This is a genomic window from Aromatoleum sp., from assembly GCF_035254505.1.
Taxonomy (GTDB): domain Bacteria; phylum Pseudomonadota; class Gammaproteobacteria; order Burkholderiales; family Rhodocyclaceae; genus Aromatoleum.
In genome coordinates, this window is record NZ_DATFAO010000108.1 from 1 (window position 1) to 24,791 (window position 24,791).

Below are 24,791 nucleotides of genomic sequence, written 5' to 3' on the forward strand. Positions count from 1 at the left end.
ATGACGTCTTGAGCGTTCATATTCACTCCTGGTGCTCCTGGTGAGAAGAGACGATAGCGGTTGATAACGGGGGATATTTCCGTTGCGCCGAAGTAAGCAGCATCCATGCCATGCTTTTTCAGTGTGCCGGGCATTGTGCCATAAGCTTGCACGTGTCGTAGCGCAGGAATGAAGTCTTGTTTGCGTGAAATAACTTGGGCGATTTCCCAGGCTTTCCGCCCGTTTGCGCCCTGAACCGGAGGGTGCGTGCGGTCGGCAGTTCTGATGCACAAAACAGGTGCGCACCTGGGCATCGAATGCACTGTTATGGTGCAATCTCGCTCAACACGGTGATCGCGCGATACTGAGGCTGGTCGGCCAAAAAGCCCTCGATGCGCTCGTACAATTGCGGCCGGTCTATGCGAGCAAGATCCTTTTCGGTCAGTAGCACCTCGACTTCGAGGTGCTCGCCGAGGTAGTGGATCAGCAGGCGAGGCGAGTCGGGCAGCTGTCCTTCGAAGAGGTCTCCGAGCGTGCGCACTATTTCGGTGCGCTCCGGAAGCTGCAGGGGCGACATCCTGTGTTGAGGGGCATCGTTTTCGGCGTCGACGTGCACCAGAAAGTCCTCGACTTCCGGGTGTGCGCGGCGCACGCGCAGGTAGACGGTGTCGGAGATCTGATGTCCTTCGGAAACGGTGATGTGGGGATCGACCTGGATGTGCGCGTCGCACAGGACCCGGTCGGCCATCCGCCGCGTGCGCAGGTCGTGCAGCCCGACGACGCCGGGGGTACTCCGGATGGTGTCGCGAATGCGGGCGACTTCGAGTTCGGAGAGGCCGGTATCGATGAGCTCGCGCACGGCTTTCCACGCCACGCGAATGCCCATGTGGAGGATCAGGAAGCCGACCAGCGCGGCGGCCAGCGGCTCGAGGAAACGGTAGCCGGCGAGGCTGCCGCCGATGCCAGCGGCGACGACGAGCGATGAGGCGGCGTCCGAGCGCGCGTGCCAGGCACTGGCTTCGAGCAGGGGGGCCTTGAGGCGGCGGCCGGCTGCCTGCGTATAGTGGAAGAGCCCTTCCTTGCCGACAAGCGTCACGAGCGCCATCCAGAAGGCGACCGGCAGAAGCGGCGGAGCCGCATCCATGTGCTGCAGGCGCAGGCCCGAGCTCCACAGAAATCCCATGCCCACGCCCGATATGACCAGGCCGAGGATCAGGGATGCAATTGTTTCGATGCGGCCGTGTCCATACGGATGCTCGCGGTCGGCGGGCTCGGCCCCGCGTCGGCCGGCGACCAGCACCAGCATGTCGGTCGCGAGGTCGGCGAAGGTGTGCATCGAGTCGGCGACGAGGCTGAAGGCGTTCGCGTACAAGCCGATGGTGATCTGGCCGACCGTGAGGACGGCATTGGTCGCTGCCGCCACCAGTGCCGCCCGGCGAATGCCGCGGGAACGGGTAGCGTCGTCCGGGCGTCGGCTGCCCGCGGTTGCAGTTGGGTGGTCCATGGTCTGAGCGATATACTCCGTGTTCGTTTAACCGATTCTATCCGGATGGCTGCGATGGGAAAATTGAGCGACGTGCTCAGGCTGGCACAGCAGCGGGCGCAGCAGATGCAGCTGCCCTACGCGGGCGCGCTGACGCCGGCCGAGGCGCATGAGGTGTTACAGCTCGCGCCGGGTGCCAAGCTGGTCGATGTGCGGACCCGCGCGGAGTGGGATTGGGTCGGTCGCGTGCCGGGTGCCGTCGAGATCGAGTGGATGAGCTATCCGGGGAACCAGCCGAATCCGCAATTCGTCACACAGCTGAAGCGCGAAGTCGATCCGGAGGCGCTGGTGATGTTCATGTGCCGTTCGGGCGCGCGCTCGGACAAGGCCGCGCGGGCGGCGACTGAAGCCGGTTATCCGGCCTGCTACAACGTGCTGGAAGGCTTCGAGGGCGACCGCGACGCCAACGGCCAGCGCAATCACATCGGCGGCTGGCGCCATGCCGGGCTGCCTTGGCAACAGGGTTGAAAAAGCTTCCCCGTCGACCCATCTACCAACCGATTCATCGAGTAAAGGCAACGATGCAAACCGCGACCATCAGCTTCGACCGCTTCAACGCCCTGAAGGACGAGGAGGCCCAGGAGCGCATTCGCGCCGCGCGCGCCCGGCTGGGCGAGCGGGCGGTTCTGTTGTGCCATCACTACCAGCGTGCCGACGTCTATCAGCATGCCGACCTGACCGGCGACTCGCTGAAGCTGTCGCGGCTGGCGTCGCAGACCGATGCGGAATTCATCGTGTTCTGCGGTGTGCATTTCATGGCTGAGGTCGCGGACATCATGTCGCAGCCGCACCAGAAGGCGATCCTGCCCGACCTCGCGGCAGGCTGTTCGATGGCGGACATGGCCAACCTCGCGAAGGTCGAGCGCTGCTGGCGTGAGCTGGCGGAAGTGCTGGACCGGCCCGACGAGCTGATCACGCCGGTCACGTACATCAACTCGGCCGCGGATCTGAAGGCCTTCTGCGGCGAGCACGGCGGCATCGTGTGCACGTCGACCAACGCGCCGGTGATCCTCGACTGGGCGTTCGCGCAGCGCGAGAAGGTGCTGTTCTTCCCCGATCAGCACCTGGGGCGTTGGACCGGTTACAAGAAGGGCATTCCGGTCGAGCAGATGGTGGTGTGGGACCCGGATCTCGAATACGGCGGCCTGACGCCCGAGCAGATCCGCAATGCGAAGATCCTGTTGTGGAAGGGGCATTGTTCGGTGCACCAGATGTTCCAGGAGAGCCACATCCGCCGCTGGCGCATGCAGCATCCGGAAGGGCTGGTGATCTCGCACCCGGAGAGCAGCCTCGAGGTGTGCATGAATTCGGATTACGTCGGCTCGACCGAGTACATCATCAACGTGATCAAGGCGGGAGCGCCGAATTCGCGCTGGCTGGTCGGCACGGAGCTGAACCTCGTCAATCGTCTGGCCGAGGAGATGAAGCCCGAGGGCAAGATCGTGCAGTTCATGGCGCCGACCGTCTGCATGTGCTCGACGATGCAGCGCATCGATCCGCAGCATCTCGCCTGGACACTCGAGAACCTGGCCGACGGCAACGTTGTCAATCATATCCAGGTGCCGCCCCACGAGGCCGAACTGGCGAAGGTGGCGCTCGAACGGATGCTGGCGGTGTCGTAAGACCCGGTGCGGAGGCCTGGCGATGATCCTGAGCGTCTGCACCTACAACATCGTTACTAGCCAAGCGCCGCGCTAGAAGCCGCCGATTCCGTTATCGCTTCCGTTATCGGCCGCCTACCTCCACGTGCATCGGTAGGCGGTCGCGGTATGCGTCGGTCATACTACTCCGCCAGCCGTAACCCCGCGGTGTTGACCTGCCCGGCCGGTCCCTGCGCCTGCCTTCGCTACTTCCCATGTCCGCGCTCGACGTAACTGAGCGCTTTGCTTCTTCTCGCTCGACGCCGTCTACGGGTGTCGTTCTCGCGCAGGCTCGTCCAAAGAACGCCAAAGCTACGCTTTTCGTGCTATTTTACGTAAAAAACTAACGCAAAATTAGGGGAAAGTGGTGCTGATCAAGTTTACGGTTGAGAATTTCAGGTCGATAAAAGATCCCCAAGAACTCTCCCTTACCGCTTCGCGCGGTGTCAGGCGTCTGAGTTCCTCCAATACTTTTGATACCGGGCGGCCGGAACGATCCCTTCCGCCATTGTTGCGTTCCGTGGCGATCTACGGACCCAATGCGTCTGGAAAATCTAATCTCATACGAGCGTTGCGGTTCGTTGAGGGGATGGTATTGCACTCATCGAAAGCTGAGGTAGATGAGCCGATTAGAGTCCAGCCATTTAAATTGGACAAGAAAACCCGTGTCTCAGATTCGAGATTTTCGATAGATTTTATTGAGGCTGGCATTCGCTATAGTTACGGGTTTGCCTGCAATTCTGAGCGCATCACTCATGAATGGTTAATTGCATATCCAAAGACTAGACCTCAACTGTATTTCGAGCGAGTTTTCGACCTAGCGGCCCAAAAAGATCAATATACGTTCGGCGGACGGTTCGAGGGGGGGCGTCTTCGGCATGATTGGGCACGTCAAACGGGTAGAAATACCCTCTACTTTTCACGTGCGGTGCAACAAAGCGCTGAGGACTTGCATCAACTGAGAACGCCCTACGGATGGTTTAGATCCCGCCTTCGAATCTTAGATGCTGCAACTCCAATATTCTCATCGCAAAATTCAATCACAATAAATAAATGCGCCGGTAAAGACAAGCCCGATGTGCTGAAGTTTCTTTCGTCTGCGGATATCCCGATTTCTGATATCAAGGTAGAGTTGAAGGAATTTGATTCGACGGAACTTCCGGGGGATATGCCTTCGTCTCTCAAGGCAGGGCTTACTGAGATGTTGCGAGGGAAAGAAATTCCTGAAATTGCTTTTTATCATTTGGATTCTGACGGCGATCCAATTGAATTTTCAGAGGATGAAGAGTCTGGAGGGACGCGAAGTTTGTTCGCATTCGCCGGCCCATGGACCAATGCGCTGAATAACGATTACGTTCTTGTTGTTGATGAAATTGACACAAGCTTGCATCCGATGATTGTTCATCGTCTGATCGAGATGCTGCATGAAAATGGCTCAAAGGCTCAATTGGTCTTTACTACGCACGACACGTCGATTATGAGCAGCCGTTTGCTTCGTCGCGATCAGTTCTACATTGTAGAGCGCGGCGTTACAAATGCGTCGCATCTTCGATCGATTGTTGAATATCGTGGGCGAGAAACTGATCCGATTGAGAAGCAGTATCTTTCGGGTGTTTTTGGCGGTACCCCAATATTGAAGAGGCTACGCCATGTCCGCTGAAAGGAACGCTCTGGCGAGATTGAAACGGCCTCCACGGGATTTTTCTCGGAAGGCTGATGTGGCGCCTCCTAGGGCACGCATCCTTATTGTTTGTGAGGGAGAGAAGACGGAGCCAAATTACTTTTTTGATCTGCTTGATGATTGTCGGCTAACGGCTGCCGATGTACGCGTCGTTGGCAAAGAATGCGATTCTGCGCCAATTTCTGTAGTGGATCATGCGGAGAAAGAGTGTGGGGCGAGAAGGTTCGAAAGGGTGTTTTGCGTTTTCGATCGAGATCGGCACGAGTCTTTTGATGAGGCGATTAGAAAGATTCGGTCGTTGCGAGATAATAAATTTCGAGCAATTGTTTCATACCCGTGCTTTGAATACTGGCTTCTTTTGCATTTTAAATATACGCGAAAGGGGTACGTTGCAAGAGGGAAGAACTCTCCTGGGACGGTGCTTGAAACGGAGCTTAGCGCTGAATTCGAAAGGGTTCTGGGTGTTCCATACAAGAAGGGCGCTGAAGGAATTTATAGAGAGTTAAAGAAGAAAATGAATTTTGCGGCGAAAAACGCCGCATTGGCCTCTTCTGATGCAGGTGTGACAGAGGAGCTAAATCCTTCAACGGAAATATTGGAGCTAATTAATTATCTTAGGAGTGAATCTCCAGATAGATTAGAGCCTCTTCCGTTGTAAGCAAATTTTGTAGTTGCGCACGACGATCTCGAGGGGCGGGGTGACGCTCACTTCAAAGGACATAAACAAGAGCCCCCGCGCCTGGGGATGACAGGCCGGGGGCGTGCCGCACGAGGGGACGGCTCTGCGGAGCGGCCGGCCTTTGCTCCTCATGGCGCCGACATTTCCACGTCCCGGTCCCGCCTCGCGGCGCCCGCCGGGCACGGGGGAGGTACTCGGTTACAGTGTGCCTTTCACCAGCAAAGCTGGCCGGTAGACGGTGAGCATCGCGCGCAGCTCGGCCAGGATCGCGACCATGTTCTTCGTGAAGAAGTCCGCGTGCGACTCGCTGATCCGCACTAGGGCATCCTCCCGAATCCAGTAGTCGCAGGCTTGCGCGAAATCGCCCGTCAGGAAGGTCCCCGCGGTAATCGCATTCGACGCGACGATCGGCACGAGTTTGTCATTCCAGCTGATGTACTGGCCCGTTGAATCCTTCAGTAGCGCCAGCGTTTCCGCGTCCTCGGGATTGAGCAAAATGCCAGAGGGGTTCCCGTCGGCGAGTTGAACTTGAGTCATGGATCGGCGCAGGACGTCCACGCCGGTGTCGCCGCTCGTGGTTCTGTTGTACGCGGTGGCCTGGCTAACGAGCCCGTCAATCTTGCCGCCGGTGCCGTCGCCGAGCACGATTTGGTCTTCCTCCTCGATAGCGAGCCCATAGAGGAGCTGACCGTCGATGAAGGCGCGCAGTTGGCCGTTATCCGAAAGCACCTGACGGGATGCCGGGATCCAGTGAGCAATGGTCACGGCGTCCGCCTTTTCGAGACTGAACGACATGGCGCTTTCGTTCTTCGCCACGTTTTCGCGGTTCGGACTCGAATACTGCGGGCCGGCGTTGTTCGTCAGCGTCGCCCGCGGGAACTCGATCGAGCCGGCGTCGGTGAATCGCACGTTCAGCAGATCGCGAAGCGTGCGCCGACGTTGCGCCGCGCCGATGATTTCGGTCCGCTGCGGCGGGATAAGCGCATCCTGCGAAACAATCGCGGCCTTCATCCCCGCATACAGGCTCTTCGCGTCGAGGCGCACCCGCAACTCGGGAATCTCGCGCCCCGCGAGGAGAGCGAAGCCCTGCGACGACTGCACGGCGTCGGACACCGCCTTGTGGCTGCCGTCGAGCGAATGCGTGCCACTGCCATAGCGCATTCCGACTTGCTTCTGCTCAACGTCCTTCAGGCGCTCTTTCAGTTCGGTCATTGCACTGGTCGTCCGCTCGCCAAGTTCCTTCAGGCCCTTTTTGAGCGTGTCTTGCAGCATTTCCAGTTCTTGCGTTTCCATGGTTGCTTACTCCGTTGCATATGTGTGGGTTTCGCTCGATCCCACCCTTCACACATCCCGTGTGTCCGGCAGCACTCCCACTACATCCCGTAGGTTTGGAGGAAGCATGTGGCGACCGTATACATGAACAATTATATTGTCAAATCAAACGCTTATTGACGACTGCGTCAATAAGCTAATGACGAAAGGATGTTCTTGCGGTCGGTATCTCCGCCAGGCGACGGCGCCGCCCTTCCTGCTCGACCAGATAGATGACGATCGCGGGCGCTGTGGGCGACACCGTGAGTTCAACCACAGGGCGGGCGCCTCCGCGGATCGCGACGTCGAGCGCTTCCCGCTGCTCGGGAGAGAGTGCGCGGCTCGCGTGGTCGACCAAGAAGGCGGCCGATTGGAGGGCGATACGCGAGATTTCAGTCAGTTCGGACATGGCGTTTGATTCCTTCGGGTAGGGTGATCGGGGTTTCCGGGATGAGATCAGCGCGGATCCGGCGCAGCGTGCCGCGCAGGGTTAAGAGCTTGTGCACCGTGACGATCGCTTCGTCGTGCGCCCGCTCGAGGGCGCTAAGCCGTAGCTCGATGACTTGCCGGGGAATCCACAACGATGAGGCGGCGCGCGGGTCCTGCATGAGCTCCATGTAATCCGCCAGCGCATCAAGGTAAGCGTCCTCCAGGATCGGCACGCGATCGGCCGCGAGCTCGGGCAGTGCGGCGGTCATCGGCGGATGTCCTCGGGGAGCCAGGCTGCGGCCGGAATACGCGCACGCTCCCCGCGTTGCAGGAGCCCGAGGCGGTCCAGATAGGCCGCTTGCCCTTCGTACAGGCCCGGTGCCTTGGGGTAGCGCGGCGGTTGCCCGTCCGCCAACAGGCGGGGGACCGGCGCTGCCGCCTTCCACCACAGCGGCGGCCGGGTGCCGGGGTGCCTACGGGCCCATATGGTCACGATCGCCGCCCCGTGCGCCTCCCACAGTGCCCGCAGGCGGCTCCTGTGCTGCAATAGGCACCACGCGAATTCGCCTCGACCGGCCGGCGGCTCGTCGAGTAGCAGGCGGGCGACGCGATCAGGGACGGTGCCGTATTCGCTGCTGCGGTCTTTCCGTCTGGTCGTCATCGTCAAATCCTCTTCGGGGGGCGACCGATTTTCGGCGGCGGCGTGTCGTCGGCCTTGAACTGCAGCGCCTTCATCGCGGCGAGGAATTGCGCGCGGGCCCGCAGTTCGATGTCGACGGCCGGGTGACTCTTCGGAGTGCCGTACCTATCACGCACCGTGACGCCCTCGCGTGCCAGGATCGCGCCCGCTTCCTGTGCCCGGTCGTATGCCTTCAATCCTTCATGCAGAGTAGCGAGGCGCGCGGCATCGTCGATCACGTAATCGTCATGCAATTTCGCCCACAGCTTGCGGGCGGCCGGCGATAGGTCAGCCGGTGCGCGCGGGGGTTTCGTGGTTGCGGTCGTCATGTCGGACCTCAAAGCAGTTTGAAAATCGTTTGTTTGTGAAAATTTGACTTGGGCGTCGGTTTTCATATGGCATGTCGGCTAGAGATTGGACGCCCCCTCCCCATGGTCATACTGTTGCCGGATATTTTGGATAGACGCTCCCGGTCGGCACGCGTCGCGGCGGGCACGGTATGACTTGCACGAGCATCAGCACGTAGCCGTGCGGATGGGCTTTGGAATCGGCGCAGTGCGCAACCACATGGCCGGCGAACGGACCATGAAAATGCGCCCGCCGACATGACGGGCAATAGAACGTTGCCTGCAGCCCCGACAGGGTAAGGGTCGCTAAATACACAGGCGCGTGGCCCGGCGTCAGCAGGGTCAACTCTCGGCTTATCTTGTTAATGGCGATAATTTGCTCGCCGCTGAGTAATTCGGTATTCACAGTAATTTCCTCCGGTTACGCTAATTGGCTAGTCGCCATACCGGGACACCACGCCCCGGCCGGACACCCGGACACCCCCTATAGGGGTGTGTCCGTGTCTGTCCGGTCTACGGGGGGCCGTGGCCGGACATTTGCCCGTTTTTGTCCGTGTCTGTCCGGGTGTCCGGGGAGGCGATATTTGCGATAAATGCGATCCGGTAATTTCCGTTTTCGCTAATTACGAGCCCACGGTCGATAATTTCGTCCCGTGCTCGAACGAAGGCTTTGCGCTTGGCGTCCGTGGAATCGGCCGAAGAAATGCCGAGTTCATAGGCGCGCGGGCGCCATTGATCCTCGGTAGCGGTCATGCACGCTATGCCCTCGATCTGCTGAGGGGTCTTGGCGGCCTCGCGTAGCGCCTGCACGGCGATGCGCTGGGCGCGCGTGAGCTTCGTCGATTGACGGGGCAGCATCGGGCGGTCGTCAGGCTCGACGACGCAGGATGTAATCGGGTCGCCGTCCGGGTCGGTTCCGAGCAGGACCGTGACGAGGCGGAAGGGGTGCGCGGTGCCGTCCTGTCCGTCCTTGGACTTGGCGACGCGCCACGTGCGCTGATCGCCGTCGCGCGTGACCTCAATGACCGCATCGAGCGCGGCGAACAGGCTGGAGTGCCCGCGCATCCCCTTGGAAACGTCCTTGCCGGGATGGTGGATCAACACCACGAGCCCGCCGACCTCGGCCTGTAGGGCGCGCACGCCGGCCAGGATCCGCCCCATCGCCTCGGCGCTGTTCTCGTCGGCGCCAGGTGCGGCCGCGTTCAAGGTGTCGATGAACACGACGCCCCCGGCCCGCCCTGCGTTGCGGATGGCGGCCGCCAACTCGGGCACATCGCGCACATCGAGCAGCGAGAAGGGCGCGTCGACGATCGCCGGGGCGGTCGCGGCGGGCTCGCGGCTGAGGCGGTGCGCCTGAATCCGCTTCGACATCCCGCCAGCGCCTTCGAGCACGACAAAGGTTACGGGCGCCGCTTGGGTCTTGTGGCCGAACCAGCTCCCGCCGCGCTCTATGACCTCGCCGAGGTCATAGCCAAGAAATGTTTTGCCGCTCCCGCTCGGACCAAACAACGCCGCGAGCCCGACAATAGGCAGAAGGCCTTTGGCGCGCCACGGCAACGCCGGCCGCGTCGCGTATTGGTCGGCGGGGATCAGCTGATAGCGGGGCGGGGCGGGCAGCGCCGTAGCGCCGGCCGGGAGTGGGGTAGCGAGGGCGGCAAACGAGTTCGGCCGGCGCCGAGGATTGACCCATCCGCGCGCCTCGGCTGCGGTGAAGATGGCGCGGTAATCGGTACGCTCGCCGCTGAACGTTTCCCACTGCTCGAGCCCGTCCCCACCGGGGAAGCGCGTCGACGTCGCCGACCATCCCTCCCACAGTGGGCGCCCGATATCGCCGCCGAGACGGCAGAGCGCTTGCCCCGCCTTGACCCACGTCGCACGGTCGTCCGGGTCCAGATACCGGAGCGCATCGCGGAGATCAGCGGTCGTTTCGGCCTGCTGCTCGGGCGTCTTGGTGTCCCAATCAAGCGGGGCGGGTGGGCGCTCGGATGGGGTGACCCGCTGCGGCATCATCGGCGGGACGACCGCTAGGGCGATGTCGACCGGCGCCCCGATAGTGGTGAAGACCTGCGGCGCGGGGGCGCCGGCCACAGGCCCGTAGTAATACGCCTGCGAGATCGTGAACGATTCGGGCGCCAGGATGCCCCCGAGGAGTGCGTTGACCCTGCCGACGTGAATTGCGCGTTCTTCGGGTCGGCATGGATTGGACAGGGGAAATATCGCGCGCCATCTCCGGCATTCCGGGGTGTGGCTTGCCGTCGTGTAGACCAGCGCCTCAACGCCACAGGCGGAAAAGACAGCCGCGGCCGCCTCCGGCTGCATCCGGCCGCCGTCATAGTCGACCTCGATGCCGGTCACCTCGATCACGTTGGCGTCGTGTCGCAGGCTCCCTTTCTCGGTTCGCTGCGTTCCGAAGTGGACGAGCTTCAGAAGCGGGAGATCGCTCTTGGACTGGTGCGGCTCAGTATGGGCGATTATTTGCCCGAGAGCGGCCAGGGAAGGCATTTCGCATTCGACCGGGTCGGCGGTAATTGATGAAAACAGGCTCACGCGCAGCGGCGCTGGGCAATTGATCGGCGGCGGGGGCGGGATTACAATTTGCGCAGCCTGTATGCCCGTACAGCCATTTCCCGCGCCCTCTTGCCCCGCCAGGCCGAGGGCGCTTTCATTTGTGGTTGTCATCATCGGCCGCCCTCCATGCCAGGGGGTGATAGAGCGGGCGAGCCTTGCGTGCCTCACGAGCTGCGGCGCGGCGCGCGCTGCGGGAGGGCTCCGGGAATGGAGCCGAGGTGAGGCCTGCGCGCTGGCGCTGTAGGCCGGCGGCGAGCGCAGCCAGGGGAACGTGGCGGCGCTTCATTGTTCGGTCCCCCTCCGAGCATTACGGCGGGGGAAGTAGGGCTTCGCTGTCGCCTGCTTGTCGAGCCAGGCCACGACGTCGGCGGTGCGGATGTAGCGCCGACGGCCGATCAAGAAGAATTTGGGCGCATCCGGCTCGCGGATGGCCTCTTCGGCGGTGCTCTCGGGGAGCCCGAGGAGTTGCAGGAATTCCGGCCAGGACATGGCCGGCTTTGCCATCAGCTCCGATGGCGACAACTGGGGGGCGGGGAGGGGGTTTTGCTGCATGTCGGCGGTCCTTGTGTGGATGCGCCGACACGTCGCGATTCATGCCGGCGCGGTTGGTGCGCGCCGGGTTATTCAACATTTATTTGGATTTTTTCGGACCCCATATAAATCGAGGAGGGCGGTAAGCTGCGGTGGTTATGGCGTCGAACTCCGCAAGCCGACGTAGCAGATCCGCGGGGATTGGTTTTCTGCTGATCACCAGTTGGTCGAAGGTCTGCACGTCTTGCGCGTACCGCAAGGCGGCACGACGGAACAAGTCATACGACTTCTCGAAAATGCTTCTACTGCTACCGCGGCCACGCTCGCGCACGACTTTCTCGCCGGATATATTATCTAGCGCCAGGTCTTTCCATCTCCCTCGCCGGTTGCCTCCTCTTGTCTCCAAGCGCAGGAATTCGTCAGCCACAAGGTAAGCATGCAGGAAACCGTGGAAGACTGATTTGTGCGGGGCTCCGCGTTGAGGCGGGGGGCGGCGGACTGATTCGCGTCCCCGTGATAGGTCGACACCGTAGCGGAGCAATGCCGCGACTAGGCGACCGGTTTCGACGCCGCGGGGGCTTGCAGCGCGTGCGTTTCGCTTCATTCGCGCATATATGGCGGCGTTATGTGCGCGGATCATTTCTCCGCACCCTCGGTCAGCCGCACGATCTCGTGCGCCCAAGCCTTGGTCGCCTCGATCCGTTCGGGGGCGTAGTCGTGGCGGTTGTAGATTGCCAGTACGCCCCCGAGACTGTGGTTAAGCAGCTTCTCGACCACATGGGGCGCCACGTTCAGGCCGGCGACGCGGGTGGCGAATGTTCGCCGTAGGTCATGGGGCTTCCAGCCCGCGCCGGCTCGTTTGAGGCGGGCGGCGATCGCGTTTGGGTTGCGTGTGTCGAAAAACCAGTCGGTCGGGTGGATCTGCTCGCGCGCGGCCGGCGTCAGGTACACCCAATGCGGGCGGTCGCTCTTGTTCTCGGGGATATGGAGCCTGTCGCCGTCGATGTGATCGTGCCGGGCGCCCTGCGCCTCGCTTATCCGCAGGCCGGTCAAGAGGATGAACCGCAGCAGCGGCGCGTGAGCGTGATCCGAGGCCCATAGTGCCCGGATCTCCTCGTCGGTAAGGACTCGGGCCCGAGTCTCCTCCTCGCCGCCTACAGCCCGCGCGGTCGTGCGTTCCAGCGGGTTCCGTTCCACATAACCGCGCTCGACAGCGTAATCGAGTGCTAGGCGCCAGTTCGATAAGCAACGATTTGCCGCGACGGGGGAGGCGGCGGCGTAGTCTGCCAGCAGCGAAACAAGGCGCGCGGTGCTAAGTTGTGATAATCGCTCATTGCCGGCCCACTGCTTGCCACGTGCGACGTAAGTCTCGACGTTTGTCGTTTTGCGATAACGGGGCTCAATGCGCCGCTGATACCACTCGTCAAGCAATGCGCCAAAGGTCACAGCCTCGGGTAGAACGGTGCCGGAAAGGGCCGATGCTTTTGTCCGCGCCTCTGCTAACGTTACAGTAGGCCATTCGCCTAAATTGCGAGTCTTCCACGAGCCCCCGGCGCGTGTCCGGAAGAGCCACGAGCGCCGCCCGCTCGGGTAGCATCGGAGGTACAAGCCGCGTTCGTCTCCGATCAGCTTTTCCTTTGGTGGGTTGGGCAGGCGGCGGATAGCGGTTTCGGTGAGCGGCATGGCGTTATCACTCCGTTATCGATAACGCCAGTTTAGCTGAATTTTGCGAGTGTTTCTTGGGGTTAAAGTGCTGTAATAACAGGTGATTCATGGGGCAACGATTGCTTAGTGTCTGCACCTACAACATTCATAAGGGCTTTTCGCAGTTCAATCGCCGCATGGTGATCCACGAACTGCGAGACCGCCTGCGCGTGCTCGACGTGGATCTCGTGTTCCTGCAGGAGGTGCAGGGCCTGCACCTGCAGCACGAGGCGCGGCACGCCGACTGGCCCGGGCCGCCGCAGCATGAGTTCCTGGCGCAGGGCGTCTGGCAGCAGGCGGCCTACGGGGGCAACGCGCTGTACGAGCATGGCCATCACGGCAATGCGATTCTGAGCCGCTATCCGATCCTCTCCGCGAGCAACCAGGATGTCTCCGATCACCGCTTCGAACGGCGCGGGTTGTTGCATTGTGTGGTGGAGGTGCCGGGGCTCGCGAAGCCGGTGCATTGCGTCTGCGCGCACCTCGGGCTGATGGCGGGCAGCCGGCGGCGCCAGATGGAGGCGCTCGCCGACCGCATGGAGCGGCTGGCGAACGGCGCGCCGCTGATCATCGCGGGCGACTTCAACGACTGGCGTAATCACGCAGACGACGTGCTGGTGAGCCGCCTGGGATTGCGCGATGCCTTCGATTCCGGGCGCGGACGGCCGCCGCGCAGTTTTCCGAGCAGTGTGCCGCTGTTCCGTCTCGATCGCATCTACGTACGCGGCTTCGAGGTGGCAAACGCGAAGGTTCATTCCGGATTGCCCTGGTCGCAGATATCGGACCATGCGGCGTTGACGGCGGAGCTGGAGCCGTACGGGTGAGCGCCTTCATTGGCGGAAACCAAATCACCCTGCTGGAGAATGGCGCGGCGTACTTTCCGGCGCTGGAGCGGGCGATCGATGCGGCCCAGTGCGAGATTTTTCTCGAGACCTATATCTTCGAGAACGACGCGACGGGGCGGGCGATCGCCGCGGCCCTCGGACGCGCGGCGCGGCGCGGCGTGGCCGTGCGCGTGCTGGTCGATGGGTTTGGCGGCCGCAGTTTCGTGCGCGAGCAGATGGCCGCGCTGGGCGACGACGGCGTTGCGGTGATGATCTACCGCCGCGAGCTGCGCGTCTTTTCGCTGCGCCGCCACCGCCTGCGGCGTATGCATCGCAAGCTCGCGGTGGTCGACGGCGCGGTCGCCTTCGTCGGCGGCATCAACATCATCGACGACCTATATCCCGAAGGTCCCGTCAATCCGCGCTTCGACTACGCGGTCAGGATCGAGGGTCCTTTGCTTGGCCCGATCCTGCAGTCGATGCACCACCTGTGGCGTCTGGTGACCTGGGCCAGCATGCGCCGGCGCGATCCTTTGCCCCTGCTCGCGCCGGCGCGCATGGAGCCGGTCGGGGAAGTGCGGGCGGCCTTCGTGATCCGGGACAATCTTCGCCATCGCCGCGACATCGAGGATGCCTATCTCGCCGCCGTGGCAACAGCGCGGCGTGAGGTCGTGATCGCCTGCGCCTATTTTTTTCCCGGACGGCGCTTTCGCCAGGCACTGATCGACGCCGCCGATCGGGGCGTGCGGGTGATCCTGCTGCTGCAAGGGCTTTCCGATCATCCGATGCAGTCCTACGCGACCCGTGCGTTGTACCCCTTCTTTCTCGAACACGACATCCGCCTGTTCGAGTACCACCAGAGCTATCTACATGCGAAGGTCGCGGTCGTCGACGGGATGTGGGCGACGGTCGGGTCGAGCAATATCGACCCGTTCAGCCTGTTGATGGCCCGCGAGGCGAACGTCGTGATTGAGGACCGGGTGTTCGCGGGTCAGCTGCGCGAGGGCCTGCGGCGTGCGTGCACTGTGGGGGCGAAGGAGTTGCGGCGCAAGGATTGGCATCGGCTGCCGCGGCTGCGCCGTGCGGCGAGCTGGCTTGCGTACCAGCTCGTGCGTCTGGCGATCGGCGTCGCGGGATATGGTCGCAAGCATTGAGTGTTCGCTGAACTTCAGGCCGGGGAGCGTGTTCTATAGTGGTTGTGCGGCACCGCAGTCGCGGTGTTCCTGCCACCGGAACGTCAAGGAGACTCGCCATGGAACTACCGCTCCATTCGATGGGTAACCTGTTCGCCCAGTTGGGACTGCCCTCGGACGAGGCTGCCATCGATGGCTTCATCGCCGCGCATGGGAATCTGTCGCAAGGGGTGCCCCTTGCCAGCGCGCCGTTCTGGTCGCCGGCGCAGGCGCGCTTCCTGCGCGAGGAGATCCTCGAAGACGCCGACTGGGCACCCGTGATCGACCAGCTGAACACGCGCCTGCGTAGCTGAGTGCCGCGGCGAGGCCGATGCCGAGCGCGCCCGGCCGGCGGCACGCGCAGCTCTCTCCAGGGGGCGGATCATGGAAAGCAGAAGCATCTCGGTCATCACCGGGGCGAGTCGCGGTCTCGGCCGCGCGGCCGCACAGCGGCTCGCGACGATGGAGGGGCAGCTCGTCATCGCCACGGCGCGCAAGGTGTCGGATCTGGCGCCCTTGTGTTCCAAGCTCGGAATGAGCGGGCACGAGGTCGAAACGCATCAACTGGATGTGACTGACGACGAGTCCGTGCGCGGCTTGCGCGATTGGATCGCCGAGCGCTTCGGGCGCGTCGACGTCCTGATCAACAACGCGGGCGTGCTGCTCGATCGCTACTCCACGAGTGTGCTGGACCTGCCGCTCGATGTGTTGCGCAAGACCTTCGAGACCAATCTGCTTGGGGCCCTACGGGTGACGCAGGCGCTCGTGCCCTTGATGCGCGCGAGCCGCGCCGGGCGCGTGGTCAATCTCGCATCGGAAATGGGAGCACTCGCGGAGATGGAGGCGGGAGCACCCGCTTACCGGATGTCCAAGACCGCGTTGAACGCGCTGACCCGGATCCTCGCCGACGAACTTGCCGGGACGTCGATCAAGGTCAATTCCGCCTGCCCGGGATGGTGCCGGACCGACCTGGGCGGAGTCGAGGCGCCCCGTACGGCCGAGGAAGGCATCGACACCGTGATCTGGCTTGCGACCTTGCCGGTGGACGGTCCAACGGGCGGCTTCTTCCGCGACCGCGAGCAGATCCCCTGGTAGCTCCGGTTCTGCGCGCCGTGGTTCAGGCGGGGGGCGGTGCGCAGAGTTTTCGCGGTACGCAGGCCAGTGACCAGTGTGCGCGGGCCCAGGTCCAGACTTGATCGCGCGGTGCACGAGCCAGTTCGGCGGGCGGTTCCTGTCCGAGGAAGGCAAGGGCCGCGACGAGTGCGGGTGCCGGTGCGAGGTCGTCGAGCGGCGCTGCGAGCGTCTGCTTGGAGAGCTTTTCGCCGGCCGCATTGACGACCACCGGCAGGTGGGCATAGCCCGGTGTCCGCACGCCGAGCAGGTGCTGCAGGTGGATCTGGCGCGCCGTCGAGCCCAACAGGTCGGCGCCGCGCACGACGTCGGTGACGCCTGCAGCGGCGTCGTCGACGACGACCGCGAGCTGGTAGGCGAACTGGCCGTCGCCGCGCAGCACGACGAAGTCGCCGACTTCGCTGCCCAGGTCTTCGCGCTGCGGACCCTGGACGCGATCGACGAAGGCGATCGTCGCTTCCGCGCGGACTCGCCAGGCATGCGGGGCACGCCCGGGCGGAAGACCGTTGCGGCAGGTACCGGGGTAGATTCGGGAACCGTCGCGCGCGAGGGCCGAGTCGGCGAGCTCGCGGCGTGTGCAGGCGCAGGGAAAGAGGTGGCCCGCGGCCTGCAATTGCGCGAGCGCCTGCCGGTAGGCGTCCAGGCGGCGGCTTTGCCAGACGATGTCGCCATCCCATTCGAAGCCGAAGCGCGCAAGCGTGGCGATGATGCTATCGGCCGCCCCTGGCACAGTGCGGGGCGCGTCGACGTCCTCGATGCGCAGCAGCCACCGTCCGCCGTGCGCGCGGGCTTCGAGGAAGCTCCCGATCGCGGCGACGAGCGAGCCGAAATGCAGCGGACCGGTCGGCGACGGGGCGAAGCGTCCGACATAGGGACGGGAGGCGATGCTCATGGCGTGATGGCGGCGAAGTCACTGAAGCGCGCGGGGTGAAGGCCTGCCGTCGCAAGGTCTTCGACGTAGTCCGCGGAAGCGAGGTAGGCGAGTTCGGTCTCGCGCGGCGTCGTGAGCGGATCACATGCGCGCAGTTCGGCGTCGACCCGCCCCGGGTGGACGTGCACGAGGGGGCGCGGGCCGGCGTTCGCAAGAAAGGCGCGCATCAGCGTGCGGAACGGTATCCGGCCGGAGAAATCGTGCAGGCCCGCGAAGCCGTCGTTCGCGGGCAGCGCATGCCGATGCAGCAGGCCGCGCAGGCCGAGTCCGAGCGTCGAGATCAGCAGCGCCTTAGGTAGCGCGATGCCTCGGCGCAGGCTGCGAAGGGGGGCTTCGACGCAGTCACGTACCCAAATGCGACGCGCCGGATAGCGCCGCAGCATCTCATCGACGAGGGCTTCGCGGATGCCCGGGAAGACATGCGCGTGCTGGTGGCCGTCGACGTAGTCGGGAGGCTCGCCCCAGACGTCCTCGAAGGCGTCCAGTTGGGCGCGGATCTCGTCGCGGATGGCGTCGCTTGGGAGGGCGCGTGCCAGGGCCCGTGCAAGGAGCTGCCCCAGTGCGGGAAGGCGTCCGTCGCGCGCCAGCCCGCGGGCCGCGGTAAGGGGCTTGTGATCGGTGAAGGTCAGGTGCAGCCCGACGTCGGCCGGTGTCTGACGCAGGACGGTGCGCAACTGGGGTGCGTGGCGGCGCCAGTCGGGGAGCGGCGTCATGCAGCTCGTCGCCGACAGCCGGCCACGAGCGATCAGTTCGGCGATCGCTTCGCTGACACCGCCCGCGATGCCGAAATCGTCGGCGCAGACGATCACGGGACGAGGCGCAGCGGAAGACTTAACAATTTCTGGCATGGCGTTGTGGTCAAAGGGGTGCGCGGTCAACGCGGCGAAGGGGATTTTCGTTTACTCTCCGGCGCTTCCGCCGATTTTCTTCAAAACGGATCATCGTGTCTTCTTCCCTTTCGAACGCCGTGCCTGCTGCCGCGCTGGTACGCAACCGTCTGCCACTCCTGTCCGTCGTGGTTCCGCTCTACAACGAGAGCGGTTCGCTCGACGCACTGCATAGGCGCCTGAAGGCCGTCATCGCGCAGTTACCCGTTTCCGGGCACGAAATCGTGTTCGTCGACGACGGCAGCCGTGACACGACCTACGCCGAAGCGAGTGCGCTGTGTGCCGTCGACCCGGCCTTGCGGGCGATCCGCTTCGCCCGCAATTTCGGGAAGGAAGCGGCGATGGCGGCAGGGCTGCGTGCGGCGCGCGGCGACATTGTGGTGCTCATGGATGGTGACCTGCAGCATCCGCCCGAGCTGATCCCCGAGATGGTCGCACGCTGGCAGCAGGGCGCGAAGATGGTGACCGCGGTGCGGCGTTCGCGCGACACGGATCCCTGGCTGCGGCGCCAGCTGTCGCGCGGCTTTTACGGCCTCTTCAAACGCGTCTCCGAAGTGGCCCTGGCGGAAGGTGGCGGGGACTTCCGGCTCTTCGATCGTGCGGTCGTCGACGCGATCAACAGCCTGCCGGAGCGTACCCGCTTCATGAAGGGCATCACGAGCTGGGTCGGTTTCCGTCAGGAAGAGATCGACTTCGAGCCCGCCGAGCGTGCGGCGGGCGCTTCGGCGTGGTCGCTGCTGCGTCTGCTGCGCTACGCCATCGACGGACTGTCGGCCTTCAGCACGCTGCCGCTGCGCGTGTGGTCCCTGATCGGCGTCGTGATCTCGGCGCTCTCCGTGCTGTATGGCGGTTTTCTCGTTGTACGCACGGCGATCTTCGGCATCGACGTCCCCGGCTACGCGTCGATCATCGTTTCCGTGCTGTTTCTGTCGGGCATCCAGTTGATCAGCCTCGGTGTGCTTGGCGAGTACGTCGGGCGCATCTTCACCGAGGTCAAGGGACGTCCCTTGTATCTCGTCGCGGAGCGTCTCGGTTTCGACGAGGACAAGAAGTGAGCGCTCCAGCGAAGGTTTCGGGCGACGCTTCGGCAGCCGCCCGCCTGTCGATCACCCCGGTGTGGGCCCGCCGCGTGGCGTGGCTGCTCCTCGCGCTCGTCGGCGTGTTCATCGTCTACAGCTTCGGCCAGCACGGTATCAGCAACGACGAGGAGGTCCAGCACGTCTACGGCCGCCTGCTCGTCGATTTCTACGGCTCAGGCTTCGCCGACCGCACCGCCTTCGAGTACAAGAACCTGTACCTCTACGGCGGACTCTTCGACCTGATCGCGGCCACCCTCGAGAAGGTTGTGCCGATGAACGTATGGGACCTGCGCCACCTGTTGTCGGCCGGTTTCGGGCTGCTCGGGCTCGTCGGCACTTGGCTTCTTGCGCGCTTGCTGGCGGGAGAGTGGGCGGGGCTACTGGCGCTGCTGCTGCTGTCGATCAGCGGCGCGTGGTCCGGGGCCATGTTCACGCACACCAAGGACGTGCCTTTTGCGACGACGATGGTGTGGGCCTTGTATTTCACGACGCGCTTCGCGGCAACGCTGCCGCGTTTCCGGGCGAGCGACCTCGTCGGCCTGGGCGTCGCGATCGGCTGCGCGTTCGGACTGCGTGTCGGCGCCGTGTTCGCCGTGTTCTACCTCGGTTGCACGGTGCTCGCGGGCGCGTGGCTGCATGGCACTGATCTGCGCTCGCGCTTGGCCGTCCTCGGGCGCGCCGTGCTCGCCTTGCTGCCGGCCGCGGTGCTTGCCTTCGCGCTGATGGGCTTCTTCTGGCCTTGGGCGGTGCTGTCGACAGGGAACCTCGTGAAGGCGATGACGACCTTCTCGCACTTCTCCTTCGATCTCTACACGATTGTGAACGGCGTCGTAATGAAGAACGGAGACGTGCCGGGTACTTACCTGCTGACCTATTTGCTGATCCGCCTGCCGGAGCTCTTCCTGCTCGGCGTGGCGCTGGCGCTGCTCGGCGGCCTGCGTGCGCTTCCCGATACGATCGGCACAGTCGAAGGACGTGAGCGCGCGCTGCGCTGGCTGCCGGCAGCGTTGGCCGCACTCTTTCCGCTCGCCTACACGCTGCTGGCGGCGCCGCCGCTCTACAACGGCATCCGTCACTTCACCTTCCTGCTGCCGCCGCTCGCGGTGCTCGGCGGGGCCGGGCTGTACGGTGCGTGGCAGCATGCTGCGCGCTGGCCGCGTGCGCGCCTGGCGGCAGCGGGCGCGTGCGTGCTACTCGTCGCCGGCCAAGTCGTAACGCTCGCGCGTCTGCACCCCTACGAATACATCGCGTACAACGGCTTCATCGGTGGCGTGCGGGGAAGCGAGGGGCGCTGGGAGATGGACTATTGGGGCGACAGCCTCCGGCCGGCTGCGGCGCTCTTGAATGCCTACGTCGCCGCGGAAGGACCAGCGCCGCGCACCTACACGGTGGCAGTCTGCGCCGAGTCCGTGCAGGGCAGTGCGTGGCTCGCACCGGGGCTCGAAGTCACGCGCGACTGGCGCGTTGCGGATTTCTTCCTGTCGCCGACGCAGATGGACTGCCACACGGCCGTCAAGGGTCGGATCATCGGAGAGATTGCGCGCGAAGGGGTCACGCTCGCGGTCGTGCGCGATCGGCGCATGCTCGAAGGGGCCGACCGCGACCCGCGGATCCCGAAATGAGCGACCAGGACCAAAGCAACGCCAGCCATTTCGCGCGCTTCCTGCGCTTTGCCGCGGTCGGCGCGGTCGGCACGGCTGCCCACTACACCCTGCTGCTGGCGCTGGTCGAAGGGGCCCATGTTGATCCCATCGCGGGGTCGGTCGCTGGCTTCCTGCTCGGTGCGCTGGTCAATTACACGCTCAACCGCACACTCGTATTCCGCTCCGACCGCGCCCACGTGGAGGCGCTGCCGCGCTTCCTCGCGGTCGCGGGCATGGGCCTGTGCTGGAACGCGCTGCTGATGTACCTGCTGGTCGATTGGCTGCACCTGTACTATTTTCTCGCGCAGATGCTGACGACCGCGATCCTGCTCTGCTGGCACTACGTTGGTAACGCGGTGTGGACCTTCCGCAAGCGCATCGCGCACGACTGACCCGGGTCGATCCGATCGGTGCCCGGACGTGAAAAGGCCCCGCGGGCGTGTTACCGGCGGGGCCTTTGCTTGTGAAGCGTACGCTTAGACGTTGAACAGGAAGTTCAGCACGTCGCCGTCGCGGACCACATATTCCTTGCCTTCGGCGCGCATCTTGCCGGCTTCCTTCGCGCCCGCTTCGCCCTTGTAGGCGATGAAGTCCTCGTAGGCGATCGTCTGCGCGCGGATGAAGCCGCGCTCGAAATCAGTGTGGATGACGCCCGCGGCCTGCGGTGCGGTGTCGCCGACGTGGATCGTCCAGGCACGTACTTCCTTCACACCCGCGGTGAAGTAGGTCTGCAGTCCGAGCAGCGTGTAGCCGGCGCGGATCAGCCGGTCCAGGCCCGGCTCCTCAAGGCCCATCGACTCCAGGAAATCCTTCTTGTCGGCGTCGTCGAGGTCGGCGATCTCGGCTTCGATCGCGGCGCACAGCGCGACGACTTCGGCACCTTCCGCCTTGGCGTGGGTACGCACGGCGTCCAGATGCGGGTTGTTGGCGAAGCCGTCCTCGGCGACGTTCGCCGCGTACAGCACGGGCTTCGCGGTGATCAGGCAGAAGGGCTTGATGGCTGCCCATTCTTCCTTGCTGAGGTCGAGCGCGCGTACCGGCTTCGCTTCGTTCAGCTGGGCGAGACACTTTTCGAGCACTGCAACGAGGATCTTCGCTTCCTTGTCGCCCGCGGCGGCGGGGCGCTTGTAGCGGTTCACGGCCTTCTCGACGGTCGCCATGTCGGCGAGCGCGAGTTCGGTGTCGATGACTTCGATGTCGCGCAGCGGATCGACGTTGCCCGACACGTGCACGACGTTGTCGTCGGCGAAGCAGCGCACCACATGCACGATCGCGTCGGTCTCGCGGATGTTCGCCAGGAACTGGTTGCCCAGGCCTTCACCCTTGGAGGCGCCGGCAACGAGGCCGGCGATGTCGACGAACTCGACGATCGCGGGCTGGATCTTCTGCGGCTTGACGATCTCGGACAGCGCGGCGAGGCGCGGATCCGGCACTTCGACGATGCCGACATTGGGCTCGATCGTGCAGAAGGGGTAGTTGGCCGCTTCGATGCCGGCCTTCGTCAGGGCATTGAAGAGGGTCGACTTGCCGACGTTGGGCAGGCCGACGATTCCGCATTTGAGGCTCATGAGCGCGATTCGTCCTTGGGTTTGGCCGGCTTCGGCGCGGCCGGGCGGGCATTGAGTCGGTTGGTGGCGGTGGTCCAGTCGCCGCGTGCGACCGTCGGCCAGGCGGCGAGGGCGCGATCGATCGCTTCGTCGATCAGCTCCTGTTCCTCGCGGCGCGCCGGTTTCAGCACGAAATTGACCACTTCGTTGCGGTCGCCCGGGTGGCCGATGCCGATCCGCAGACGCCAGTAGTCGTTGGTGTTCAGGTGGGCCGAGGTGTCCTTCAGGCCGTTGTGGCCACCGAGGCCGCCGCCGAATTTCAGGCGCAGCTGACCCGGGGGGATATCGAGTTCGTCGTGGACGACGAGGATCTCGGCCGGAGTGATGCGGTAGAAACGCGCCAGCGCGCCGATAGCTTGGCCGGAGCGGTTCATGTAGGTCTGAGGCATCAGCAGCCACACGCCGGCATCGCGCGCATTGGCCAGCAGACCATGGAAACGGGATTCGTGATTGAAGCGCACACCGAGCTTATCGGCGAGCCGCTCACAAAACCAAAACCCGGCGTTGTGCCGGGTTTCGGTGTATTCTCCGCCGGGATTGCCGAGGCCGACGATGAGGCGCGGTGCGACAGCGGTCATCGTTCAGCCTCCTCCTGCGTCACGGCGAGCTGGGCCTGAGGCGATACCTCAGGCAGCAGCCGTGCCTTCCTCTTCTTCGGCGGCGCCGCCCTTGACGATCAGCGCGGTCGCGACGACTGGGTCGCCTTCACCGTGGTGGACGACCTCGACGCCGACCGGCAGGCTGATCTGCGACAGATGAATCGACTGACCGGCTTCCAGACCCTTCAGGTCTACTTCCAGGAATTCCGGCAGGTTGCCCGGCAGGCACTCGATGTCGGTTTCGGTGACGGTGTGCGAGATCATGCAGCCGCCAAGCTTGACGGCCGGGCTCAGGTCGCCGTTGACGAAGTGCAGCGGCACCTTCAGGTGCATCTTCTGGCTGGCGTCGATGCGCTGGAAGTCGAGGTGCAGCACTTGCTGGCGGAACGGGTGCCATTGCGCGTCGCGCAGCACGACGGGTTGCTTGGCGCCGTCGAGTTCGATCGACAGCACGGAGGCGTGGAACGCTTCCTTGCGCAGCAGATGGTACAGCTCGTTGTGATCCAGCGAGATGGCCTGAGCTTCGCCCGAACCATAGATGATCCCGGGGATCTGGCCAGCGCGACGCAGGCGGCGGCTCGCACCCGTGCCCTGTTCCACGCGCTTGATGGCCTTGAATTCGATTTGCATTGTGAGACTCCTGGGTTGAATCGATCCGCCCGCGACCAGGCGGATCCGTGGTGCGCCCGGCTCGCACCGGGCGCGAATCTTATTCCATGAAGAGCGAGCTGACCGACTCTTCGTTGCTGATGCGCAGCACGGTGTCGGCGAGCAGCGAGGCGACCGAGACCTGGCGGATGCGCGGACAGGCCTTGGCTTCGTCGCTCAGCGGGATGGTGTCGGTGACGACGAGTTCGTCGAGGTCCGAGTCCGAGATGCGCGGGACCGCGGGACCCGACAGCACAGCGTGGGTGCAGTAGGAGAGGACGCGGCGGGCGCCGTGTTCCTTCAGCGCGGTCGCGGCCTTACACAGCGTGCCGGCGGTGTCGACGATGTCGTCCATGATCACGCAGGTGCGATCCTTGACTTCGCCGATGATGTTCATGACTTCGGAGACGTTGGCCTTCGGGCGGCGCTTGTCGATGATCGCGAGGTCGCATTCCATGCGTTTCGCGAAGGCACGCGCACGCACCACGCCGCCGACGTCGGGCGAGACGACCAGCAGGTCGTCGTACTTCTGCTTGTCGAGATCGTCGAGCAGCACGGGGGCGGCGTAGACGTTGTCGACCGGGATGTCGAAGAAGCCCTGGATCTGGTCCGCATGCAGGTCCATCGTCAGCAGGCGCTGCACGCCGACGGCCTGGAGCATGTTGGCGACGACTTTTGCGGTGATCGGCACGCGTGCCGAGCGCGGACGGCGGTCCTGGCGGGCGTAGCCGAAATAGGGGAGTGCTGCGGTGATGCGGCCGGCCGAGGCGCGTTTGAGCGCATCGACGAGCACCACCAGTTCCATGAGGTTTTCGTTCGTCGGCGAACAGGTCGGCTGCAGGATGAAGACATCCTTGCCGCGCACATTCTCGAGGAGCTCGACGTTGACTTCACCGTCGGAGAAGCGGCCCACCGTTGCCGCGCCGAGGGAAATCCCGAGCCTGCGTGCGACGTCCGACGCAAGTTTGGGGTTGGCGTTGCCGGTGAAGACCATCAGGCTGCCGTAGGCCATGTCCGAATCTCCGATGCCGATAGGATGGCAGGGTAAAAACGACTCGGGCAGGCGCGAGGCCTGCCCGAGAGATGCTGGCTGGGGAAGAAGGATTCGAACCTTCGAATGCCGGAATCAAAATCCGGTGCCTTGACCAACTTGGCGACTCCCCAACGAAACCGATTCGC

At 63.8% G+C, this 24,791-nt stretch carries 27 protein-coding genes and 1 tRNA gene; 11 read left to right on the forward strand and 17 right to left on the reverse strand.

From position 1 onward, the window contains the following. Positions 1 to 304: 304 nt before the first annotated feature. Positions 305 to 1,483, reverse strand: coding sequence for a cation diffusion facilitator family transporter (locus tag VJ673_RS23510; protein ID WP_324128616.1), 1,179 nt, complete (start codon positions 1,481 to 1,483; stop codon positions 305 to 307). 54 nt (positions 1,484 to 1,537) lie between these two features. On the opposite strand from VJ673_RS23510, the gene VJ673_RS23515 reads away from it, so the two are divergent. The 4 genes from VJ673_RS23515 to VJ673_RS23530 all read left to right on the forward strand — a co-directional run bounded on the left by VJ673_RS23515 (position 1,538) and on the right by VJ673_RS23530 (position 5,501). Continuing rightward, complete coding sequence (locus VJ673_RS23515) at positions 1,538 to 1,990, forward strand: rhodanese-like domain-containing protein (RefSeq protein WP_324128617.1); 453 nt, start codon at positions 1,538 to 1,540, stop codon at positions 1,988 to 1,990. 53 nt (positions 1,991 to 2,043) lie between these two features. Then, positions 2,044 to 3,144, forward strand: coding sequence for a quinolinate synthase NadA (nadA, locus tag VJ673_RS23520; protein WP_324128618.1), 1,101 nt, complete (start codon positions 2,044 to 2,046; stop codon positions 3,142 to 3,144). A gap of 385 nt (positions 3,145 to 3,529) precedes the next feature. Beyond that, positions 3,530 to 4,822: an AAA family ATPase gene (locus VJ673_RS23525; RefSeq protein ID WP_324128619.1), complete on the forward strand. Its 1,293-nt coding sequence runs from the start codon at positions 3,530 to 3,532 to the stop codon at positions 4,820 to 4,822. Then, the gene (locus tag VJ673_RS23530; RefSeq protein ID WP_324128620.1) at positions 4,812 to 5,501 is read left to right on the forward strand and encodes an RloB family protein; all 690 of its coding nucleotides are present in this window, start codon (positions 4,812 to 4,814) and stop codon (positions 5,499 to 5,501) included. Before VJ673_RS23525 ends, VJ673_RS23530 begins: the two co-directional genes overlap by 11 nt. Before the next feature lie 219 nt (positions 5,502 to 5,720). Here VJ673_RS23530 and VJ673_RS23535 read toward each other — a convergent pair whose 3' ends face one another. The 9 genes from VJ673_RS23535 to VJ673_RS23575 form a co-directional block, all read right to left on the reverse strand. Continuing rightward, positions 5,721 to 6,815, reverse strand: a complete 1,095-nt coding sequence (locus tag VJ673_RS23535; protein WP_324128621.1) for a phage major capsid protein — start codon at positions 6,813 to 6,815, stop codon at positions 5,721 to 5,723. Between the two features lie 175 nt (positions 6,816 to 6,990). Continuing rightward, the gene (locus VJ673_RS23540; protein ID WP_324128622.1) at positions 6,991 to 7,242 is read right to left on the reverse strand and encodes a hypothetical protein; all 252 of its coding nucleotides are present in this window, start codon (positions 7,240 to 7,242) and stop codon (positions 6,991 to 6,993) included. Continuing rightward, on the reverse strand, positions 7,226 to 7,531 hold the full coding sequence (locus tag VJ673_RS23545) for a hypothetical protein (protein ID WP_324128623.1): 306 nt from the start codon (positions 7,529 to 7,531) through the stop codon (positions 7,226 to 7,228). The genes VJ673_RS23540 and VJ673_RS23545 overlap by 17 nt, the downstream gene beginning before the upstream one ends. After that, on the reverse strand, positions 7,528 to 7,923 hold the full coding sequence (locus VJ673_RS23550) for a hypothetical protein (RefSeq protein WP_324128624.1): 396 nt from the start codon (positions 7,921 to 7,923) through the stop codon (positions 7,528 to 7,530). The genes VJ673_RS23545 and VJ673_RS23550 overlap by 4 nt, the downstream gene beginning before the upstream one ends. A 2-nt stretch (positions 7,924 to 7,925) precedes the next feature. Then, positions 7,926 to 8,336 carry a hypothetical protein gene (locus VJ673_RS23555; protein WP_324128625.1) on the reverse strand — a complete coding sequence of 137 codons (411 nt, stop codon included), beginning with the start codon at positions 8,334 to 8,336 and terminating at the stop codon, positions 7,926 to 7,928. A 40-nt stretch (positions 8,337 to 8,376) separates the two neighbouring features. Beyond that, positions 8,377 to 8,694: a hypothetical protein gene (locus tag VJ673_RS23560; RefSeq protein ID WP_324128626.1), complete on the reverse strand. Its 318-nt coding sequence runs from the start codon at positions 8,692 to 8,694 to the stop codon at positions 8,377 to 8,379. A 107-nt stretch (positions 8,695 to 8,801) separates the two neighbouring features. Next, entirely contained in the window at positions 8,802 to 10,970 is a 2,169-nt protein-coding gene (locus VJ673_RS23565) for an AAA family ATPase (protein ID WP_324128627.1), read from the reverse strand. Positions 10,971 to 11,138: 168 nt separating this feature from the next. Next, positions 11,139 to 11,408 carry a helix-turn-helix transcriptional regulator gene (locus VJ673_RS23570; protein ID WP_324128628.1) on the reverse strand — a complete coding sequence of 90 codons (270 nt, stop codon included), beginning with the start codon at positions 11,406 to 11,408 and terminating at the stop codon, positions 11,139 to 11,141. Positions 11,409 to 12,023: 615 nt separating this feature from the next. After that, a complete protein-coding gene (locus VJ673_RS23575) occupies positions 12,024 to 13,070 on the reverse strand; it encodes a tyrosine-type recombinase/integrase (protein ID WP_324128629.1) in 1,047 nt (348 codons plus the stop codon). An 89-nt stretch (positions 13,071 to 13,159) separates the two neighbouring features. Here VJ673_RS23575 and VJ673_RS23580 point away from each other — a divergent pair, with 89 nt between their 5' ends. From VJ673_RS23580 to VJ673_RS23595, 4 genes are all read left to right on the forward strand, one after another. Continuing rightward, positions 13,160 to 13,915 carry an endonuclease/exonuclease/phosphatase family protein gene (locus tag VJ673_RS23580; RefSeq protein ID WP_324128630.1) on the forward strand — a complete coding sequence of 252 codons (756 nt, stop codon included), beginning with the start codon at positions 13,160 to 13,162 and terminating at the stop codon, positions 13,913 to 13,915. Continuing rightward, the gene (clsB, locus tag VJ673_RS23585; protein ID WP_324128631.1) at positions 13,912 to 15,069 is read left to right on the forward strand and encodes a cardiolipin synthase ClsB; all 1,158 of its coding nucleotides are present in this window, start codon (positions 13,912 to 13,914) and stop codon (positions 15,067 to 15,069) included. Before VJ673_RS23580 ends, clsB begins: the two co-directional genes overlap by 4 nt. A 98-nt stretch (positions 15,070 to 15,167) precedes the next feature. Continuing rightward, positions 15,168 to 15,401, forward strand: coding sequence for a DUF2789 domain-containing protein (locus tag VJ673_RS23590; protein WP_324128632.1), 234 nt, complete (start codon positions 15,168 to 15,170; stop codon positions 15,399 to 15,401). A gap of 70 nt (positions 15,402 to 15,471) precedes the next feature. Further along, complete coding sequence (locus VJ673_RS23595; protein ID WP_324128633.1) at positions 15,472 to 16,182, forward strand: SDR family oxidoreductase; 711 nt, start codon at positions 15,472 to 15,474, stop codon at positions 16,180 to 16,182. Between the two features lie 22 nt (positions 16,183 to 16,204). On the opposite strand, the gene gluQRS is transcribed toward VJ673_RS23595, so the two are convergent. Then, entirely contained in the window at positions 16,205 to 17,110 is a 906-nt protein-coding gene (gluQRS, locus tag VJ673_RS23600; protein ID WP_324128634.1) for a tRNA glutamyl-Q(34) synthetase GluQRS, read from the reverse strand. Beyond that, entirely contained in the window at positions 17,107 to 17,997 is an 891-nt protein-coding gene (locus VJ673_RS23605) for a ChbG/HpnK family deacetylase (RefSeq protein WP_324128635.1), read from the reverse strand. The genes gluQRS and VJ673_RS23605 overlap by 4 nt, the downstream gene beginning before the upstream one ends. Before the next feature lie 95 nt (positions 17,998 to 18,092). Here VJ673_RS23605 and VJ673_RS23610 point away from each other — a divergent pair, with 95 nt between their 5' ends. Genes VJ673_RS23610 through VJ673_RS23620 form a run of 3 tightly spaced genes read left to right on the forward strand, consistent with a single transcriptional unit; the run spans position 18,093 to position 21,150 of the window. Next, entirely contained in the window at positions 18,093 to 19,091 is a 999-nt protein-coding gene (locus tag VJ673_RS23610) for a glycosyltransferase family 2 protein (RefSeq protein ID WP_414635686.1), read from the forward strand. After that, positions 19,088 to 20,737: a glycosyltransferase family 39 protein gene (locus tag VJ673_RS23615; RefSeq protein WP_324128636.1), complete on the forward strand. Its 1,650-nt coding sequence runs from the start codon at positions 19,088 to 19,090 to the stop codon at positions 20,735 to 20,737. Before VJ673_RS23610 ends, VJ673_RS23615 begins: the two co-directional genes overlap by 4 nt. Next, complete coding sequence (locus VJ673_RS23620) at positions 20,734 to 21,150, forward strand: GtrA family protein (protein ID WP_324128637.1); 417 nt, start codon at positions 20,734 to 20,736, stop codon at positions 21,148 to 21,150. Before VJ673_RS23615 ends, VJ673_RS23620 begins: the two co-directional genes overlap by 4 nt. 84 nt (positions 21,151 to 21,234) lie before the next feature. Here the strand turns inward: VJ673_RS23620 and ychF are convergent, their stop codons facing one another. From ychF to VJ673_RS23645, 5 genes are all read right to left on the reverse strand, one after another. Beyond that, positions 21,235 to 22,326 (reverse strand): redox-regulated ATPase YchF, encoded by a 1,092-nt coding sequence (ychF, locus tag VJ673_RS23625; protein ID WP_324128638.1) that lies wholly within the window; start codon positions 22,324 to 22,326, stop codon positions 21,235 to 21,237. After that, positions 22,323 to 22,943, reverse strand: a complete 621-nt coding sequence (gene pth / locus VJ673_RS23630; RefSeq protein ID WP_324128639.1) for an aminoacyl-tRNA hydrolase — start codon at positions 22,941 to 22,943, stop codon at positions 22,323 to 22,325. Before pth ends, ychF begins: the two co-directional genes overlap by 4 nt. 48 nt (positions 22,944 to 22,991) lie before the next feature. Beyond that, the gene (locus VJ673_RS23635; protein WP_324128640.1) at positions 22,992 to 23,594 is read right to left on the reverse strand and encodes a 50S ribosomal protein L25/general stress protein Ctc; all 603 of its coding nucleotides are present in this window, start codon (positions 23,592 to 23,594) and stop codon (positions 22,992 to 22,994) included. 79 nt (positions 23,595 to 23,673) lie between these two features. Beyond that, positions 23,674 to 24,624 carry a ribose-phosphate pyrophosphokinase gene (locus VJ673_RS23640; protein ID WP_324128641.1) on the reverse strand — a complete coding sequence of 317 codons (951 nt, stop codon included), beginning with the start codon at positions 24,622 to 24,624 and terminating at the stop codon, positions 23,674 to 23,676. A gap of 75 nt (positions 24,625 to 24,699) precedes the next feature. Next, a tRNA-Gln gene (locus VJ673_RS23645) sits at positions 24,700 to 24,776 on the reverse strand. Between the last annotated feature and the right edge of the window lie 15 nt (positions 24,777 to 24,791).

Bases quoted from the DNA above. Each gene is read 5' to 3' on its own strand.
- VJ673_RS23635 (WP_324128640.1), bottom strand. From the start codon at position 23,594: ATGCAAATCGAATTCAAGGCCATCAAGCGCGTGGAACAGGGCACGGGT.
- VJ673_RS23545 (WP_324128623.1), bottom strand. From the start codon at position 7,531: ATGACCGCCGCACTGCCCGAGCTCGCGGCCGATCGCGTGCCGATCCTG.
- VJ673_RS23565 (WP_324128627.1), bottom strand. From the start codon at position 10,970: ATGATGACAACCACAAATGAAAGCGCCCTCGGCCTGGCGGGGCAAGAG.
- VJ673_RS23575 (WP_324128629.1), bottom strand. From the start codon at position 13,070: ATGCCGCTCACCGAAACCGCTATCCGCCGCCTGCCCAACCCACCAAAG.
- nadA (WP_324128618.1), top strand. From the start codon at position 2,044: ATGCAAACCGCGACCATCAGCTTCGACCGCTTCAACGCCCTGAAGGAC.
- VJ673_RS23570 (WP_324128628.1), bottom strand. From the start codon at position 11,408: ATGCAGCAAAACCCCCTCCCCGCCCCCCAGTTGTCGCCATCGGAGCTG.
- pth (WP_324128639.1), bottom strand. From the start codon at position 22,943: ATGACCGCTGTCGCACCGCGCCTCATCGTCGGCCTCGGCAATCCCGGC.
- VJ673_RS23580 (WP_324128630.1), top strand. From the start codon at position 13,160: ATGGGGCAACGATTGCTTAGTGTCTGCACCTACAACATTCATAAGGGC.
- VJ673_RS23540 (WP_324128622.1), bottom strand. From the start codon at position 7,242: ATGTCCGAACTGACTGAAATCTCGCGTATCGCCCTCCAATCGGCCGCC.
- VJ673_RS23620 (WP_324128637.1), top strand. From the start codon at position 20,734: ATGAGCGACCAGGACCAAAGCAACGCCAGCCATTTCGCGCGCTTCCTG.
- gluQRS (WP_324128634.1), bottom strand. From the start codon at position 17,110: ATGAGCATCGCCTCCCGTCCCTATGTCGGACGCTTCGCCCCGTCGCCG.
- VJ673_RS23535 (WP_324128621.1), bottom strand. From the start codon at position 6,815: ATGGAAACGCAAGAACTGGAAATGCTGCAAGACACGCTCAAAAAGGGC.
- VJ673_RS23640 (WP_324128641.1), bottom strand. From the start codon at position 24,624: ATGGCCTACGGCAGCCTGATGGTCTTCACCGGCAACGCCAACCCCAAA.
- VJ673_RS23555 (WP_324128625.1), bottom strand. From the start codon at position 8,336: ATGAAAACCGACGCCCAAGTCAAATTTTCACAAACAAACGATTTTCAA.
- VJ673_RS23515 (WP_324128617.1), top strand. From the start codon at position 1,538: ATGGGAAAATTGAGCGACGTGCTCAGGCTGGCACAGCAGCGGGCGCAG.
- VJ673_RS23605 (WP_324128635.1), bottom strand. From the start codon at position 17,997: ATGCCAGAAATTGTTAAGTCTTCCGCTGCGCCTCGTCCCGTGATCGTC.
- VJ673_RS23510 (WP_324128616.1), bottom strand. From the start codon at position 1,483: ATGGACCACCCAACTGCAACCGCGGGCAGCCGACGCCCGGACGACGCT.
- VJ673_RS23550 (WP_324128624.1), bottom strand. From the start codon at position 7,923: ATGACGACCAGACGGAAAGACCGCAGCAGCGAATACGGCACCGTCCCT.
- ychF (WP_324128638.1), bottom strand. From the start codon at position 22,326: ATGAGCCTCAAATGCGGAATCGTCGGCCTGCCCAACGTCGGCAAGTCG.
- VJ673_RS23530 (WP_324128620.1), top strand. From the start codon at position 4,812: ATGTCCGCTGAAAGGAACGCTCTGGCGAGATTGAAACGGCCTCCACGG.
- VJ673_RS23595 (WP_324128633.1), top strand. From the start codon at position 15,472: ATGGAAAGCAGAAGCATCTCGGTCATCACCGGGGCGAGTCGCGGTCTC.
- VJ673_RS23590 (WP_324128632.1), top strand. From the start codon at position 15,168: ATGGAACTACCGCTCCATTCGATGGGTAACCTGTTCGCCCAGTTGGGA.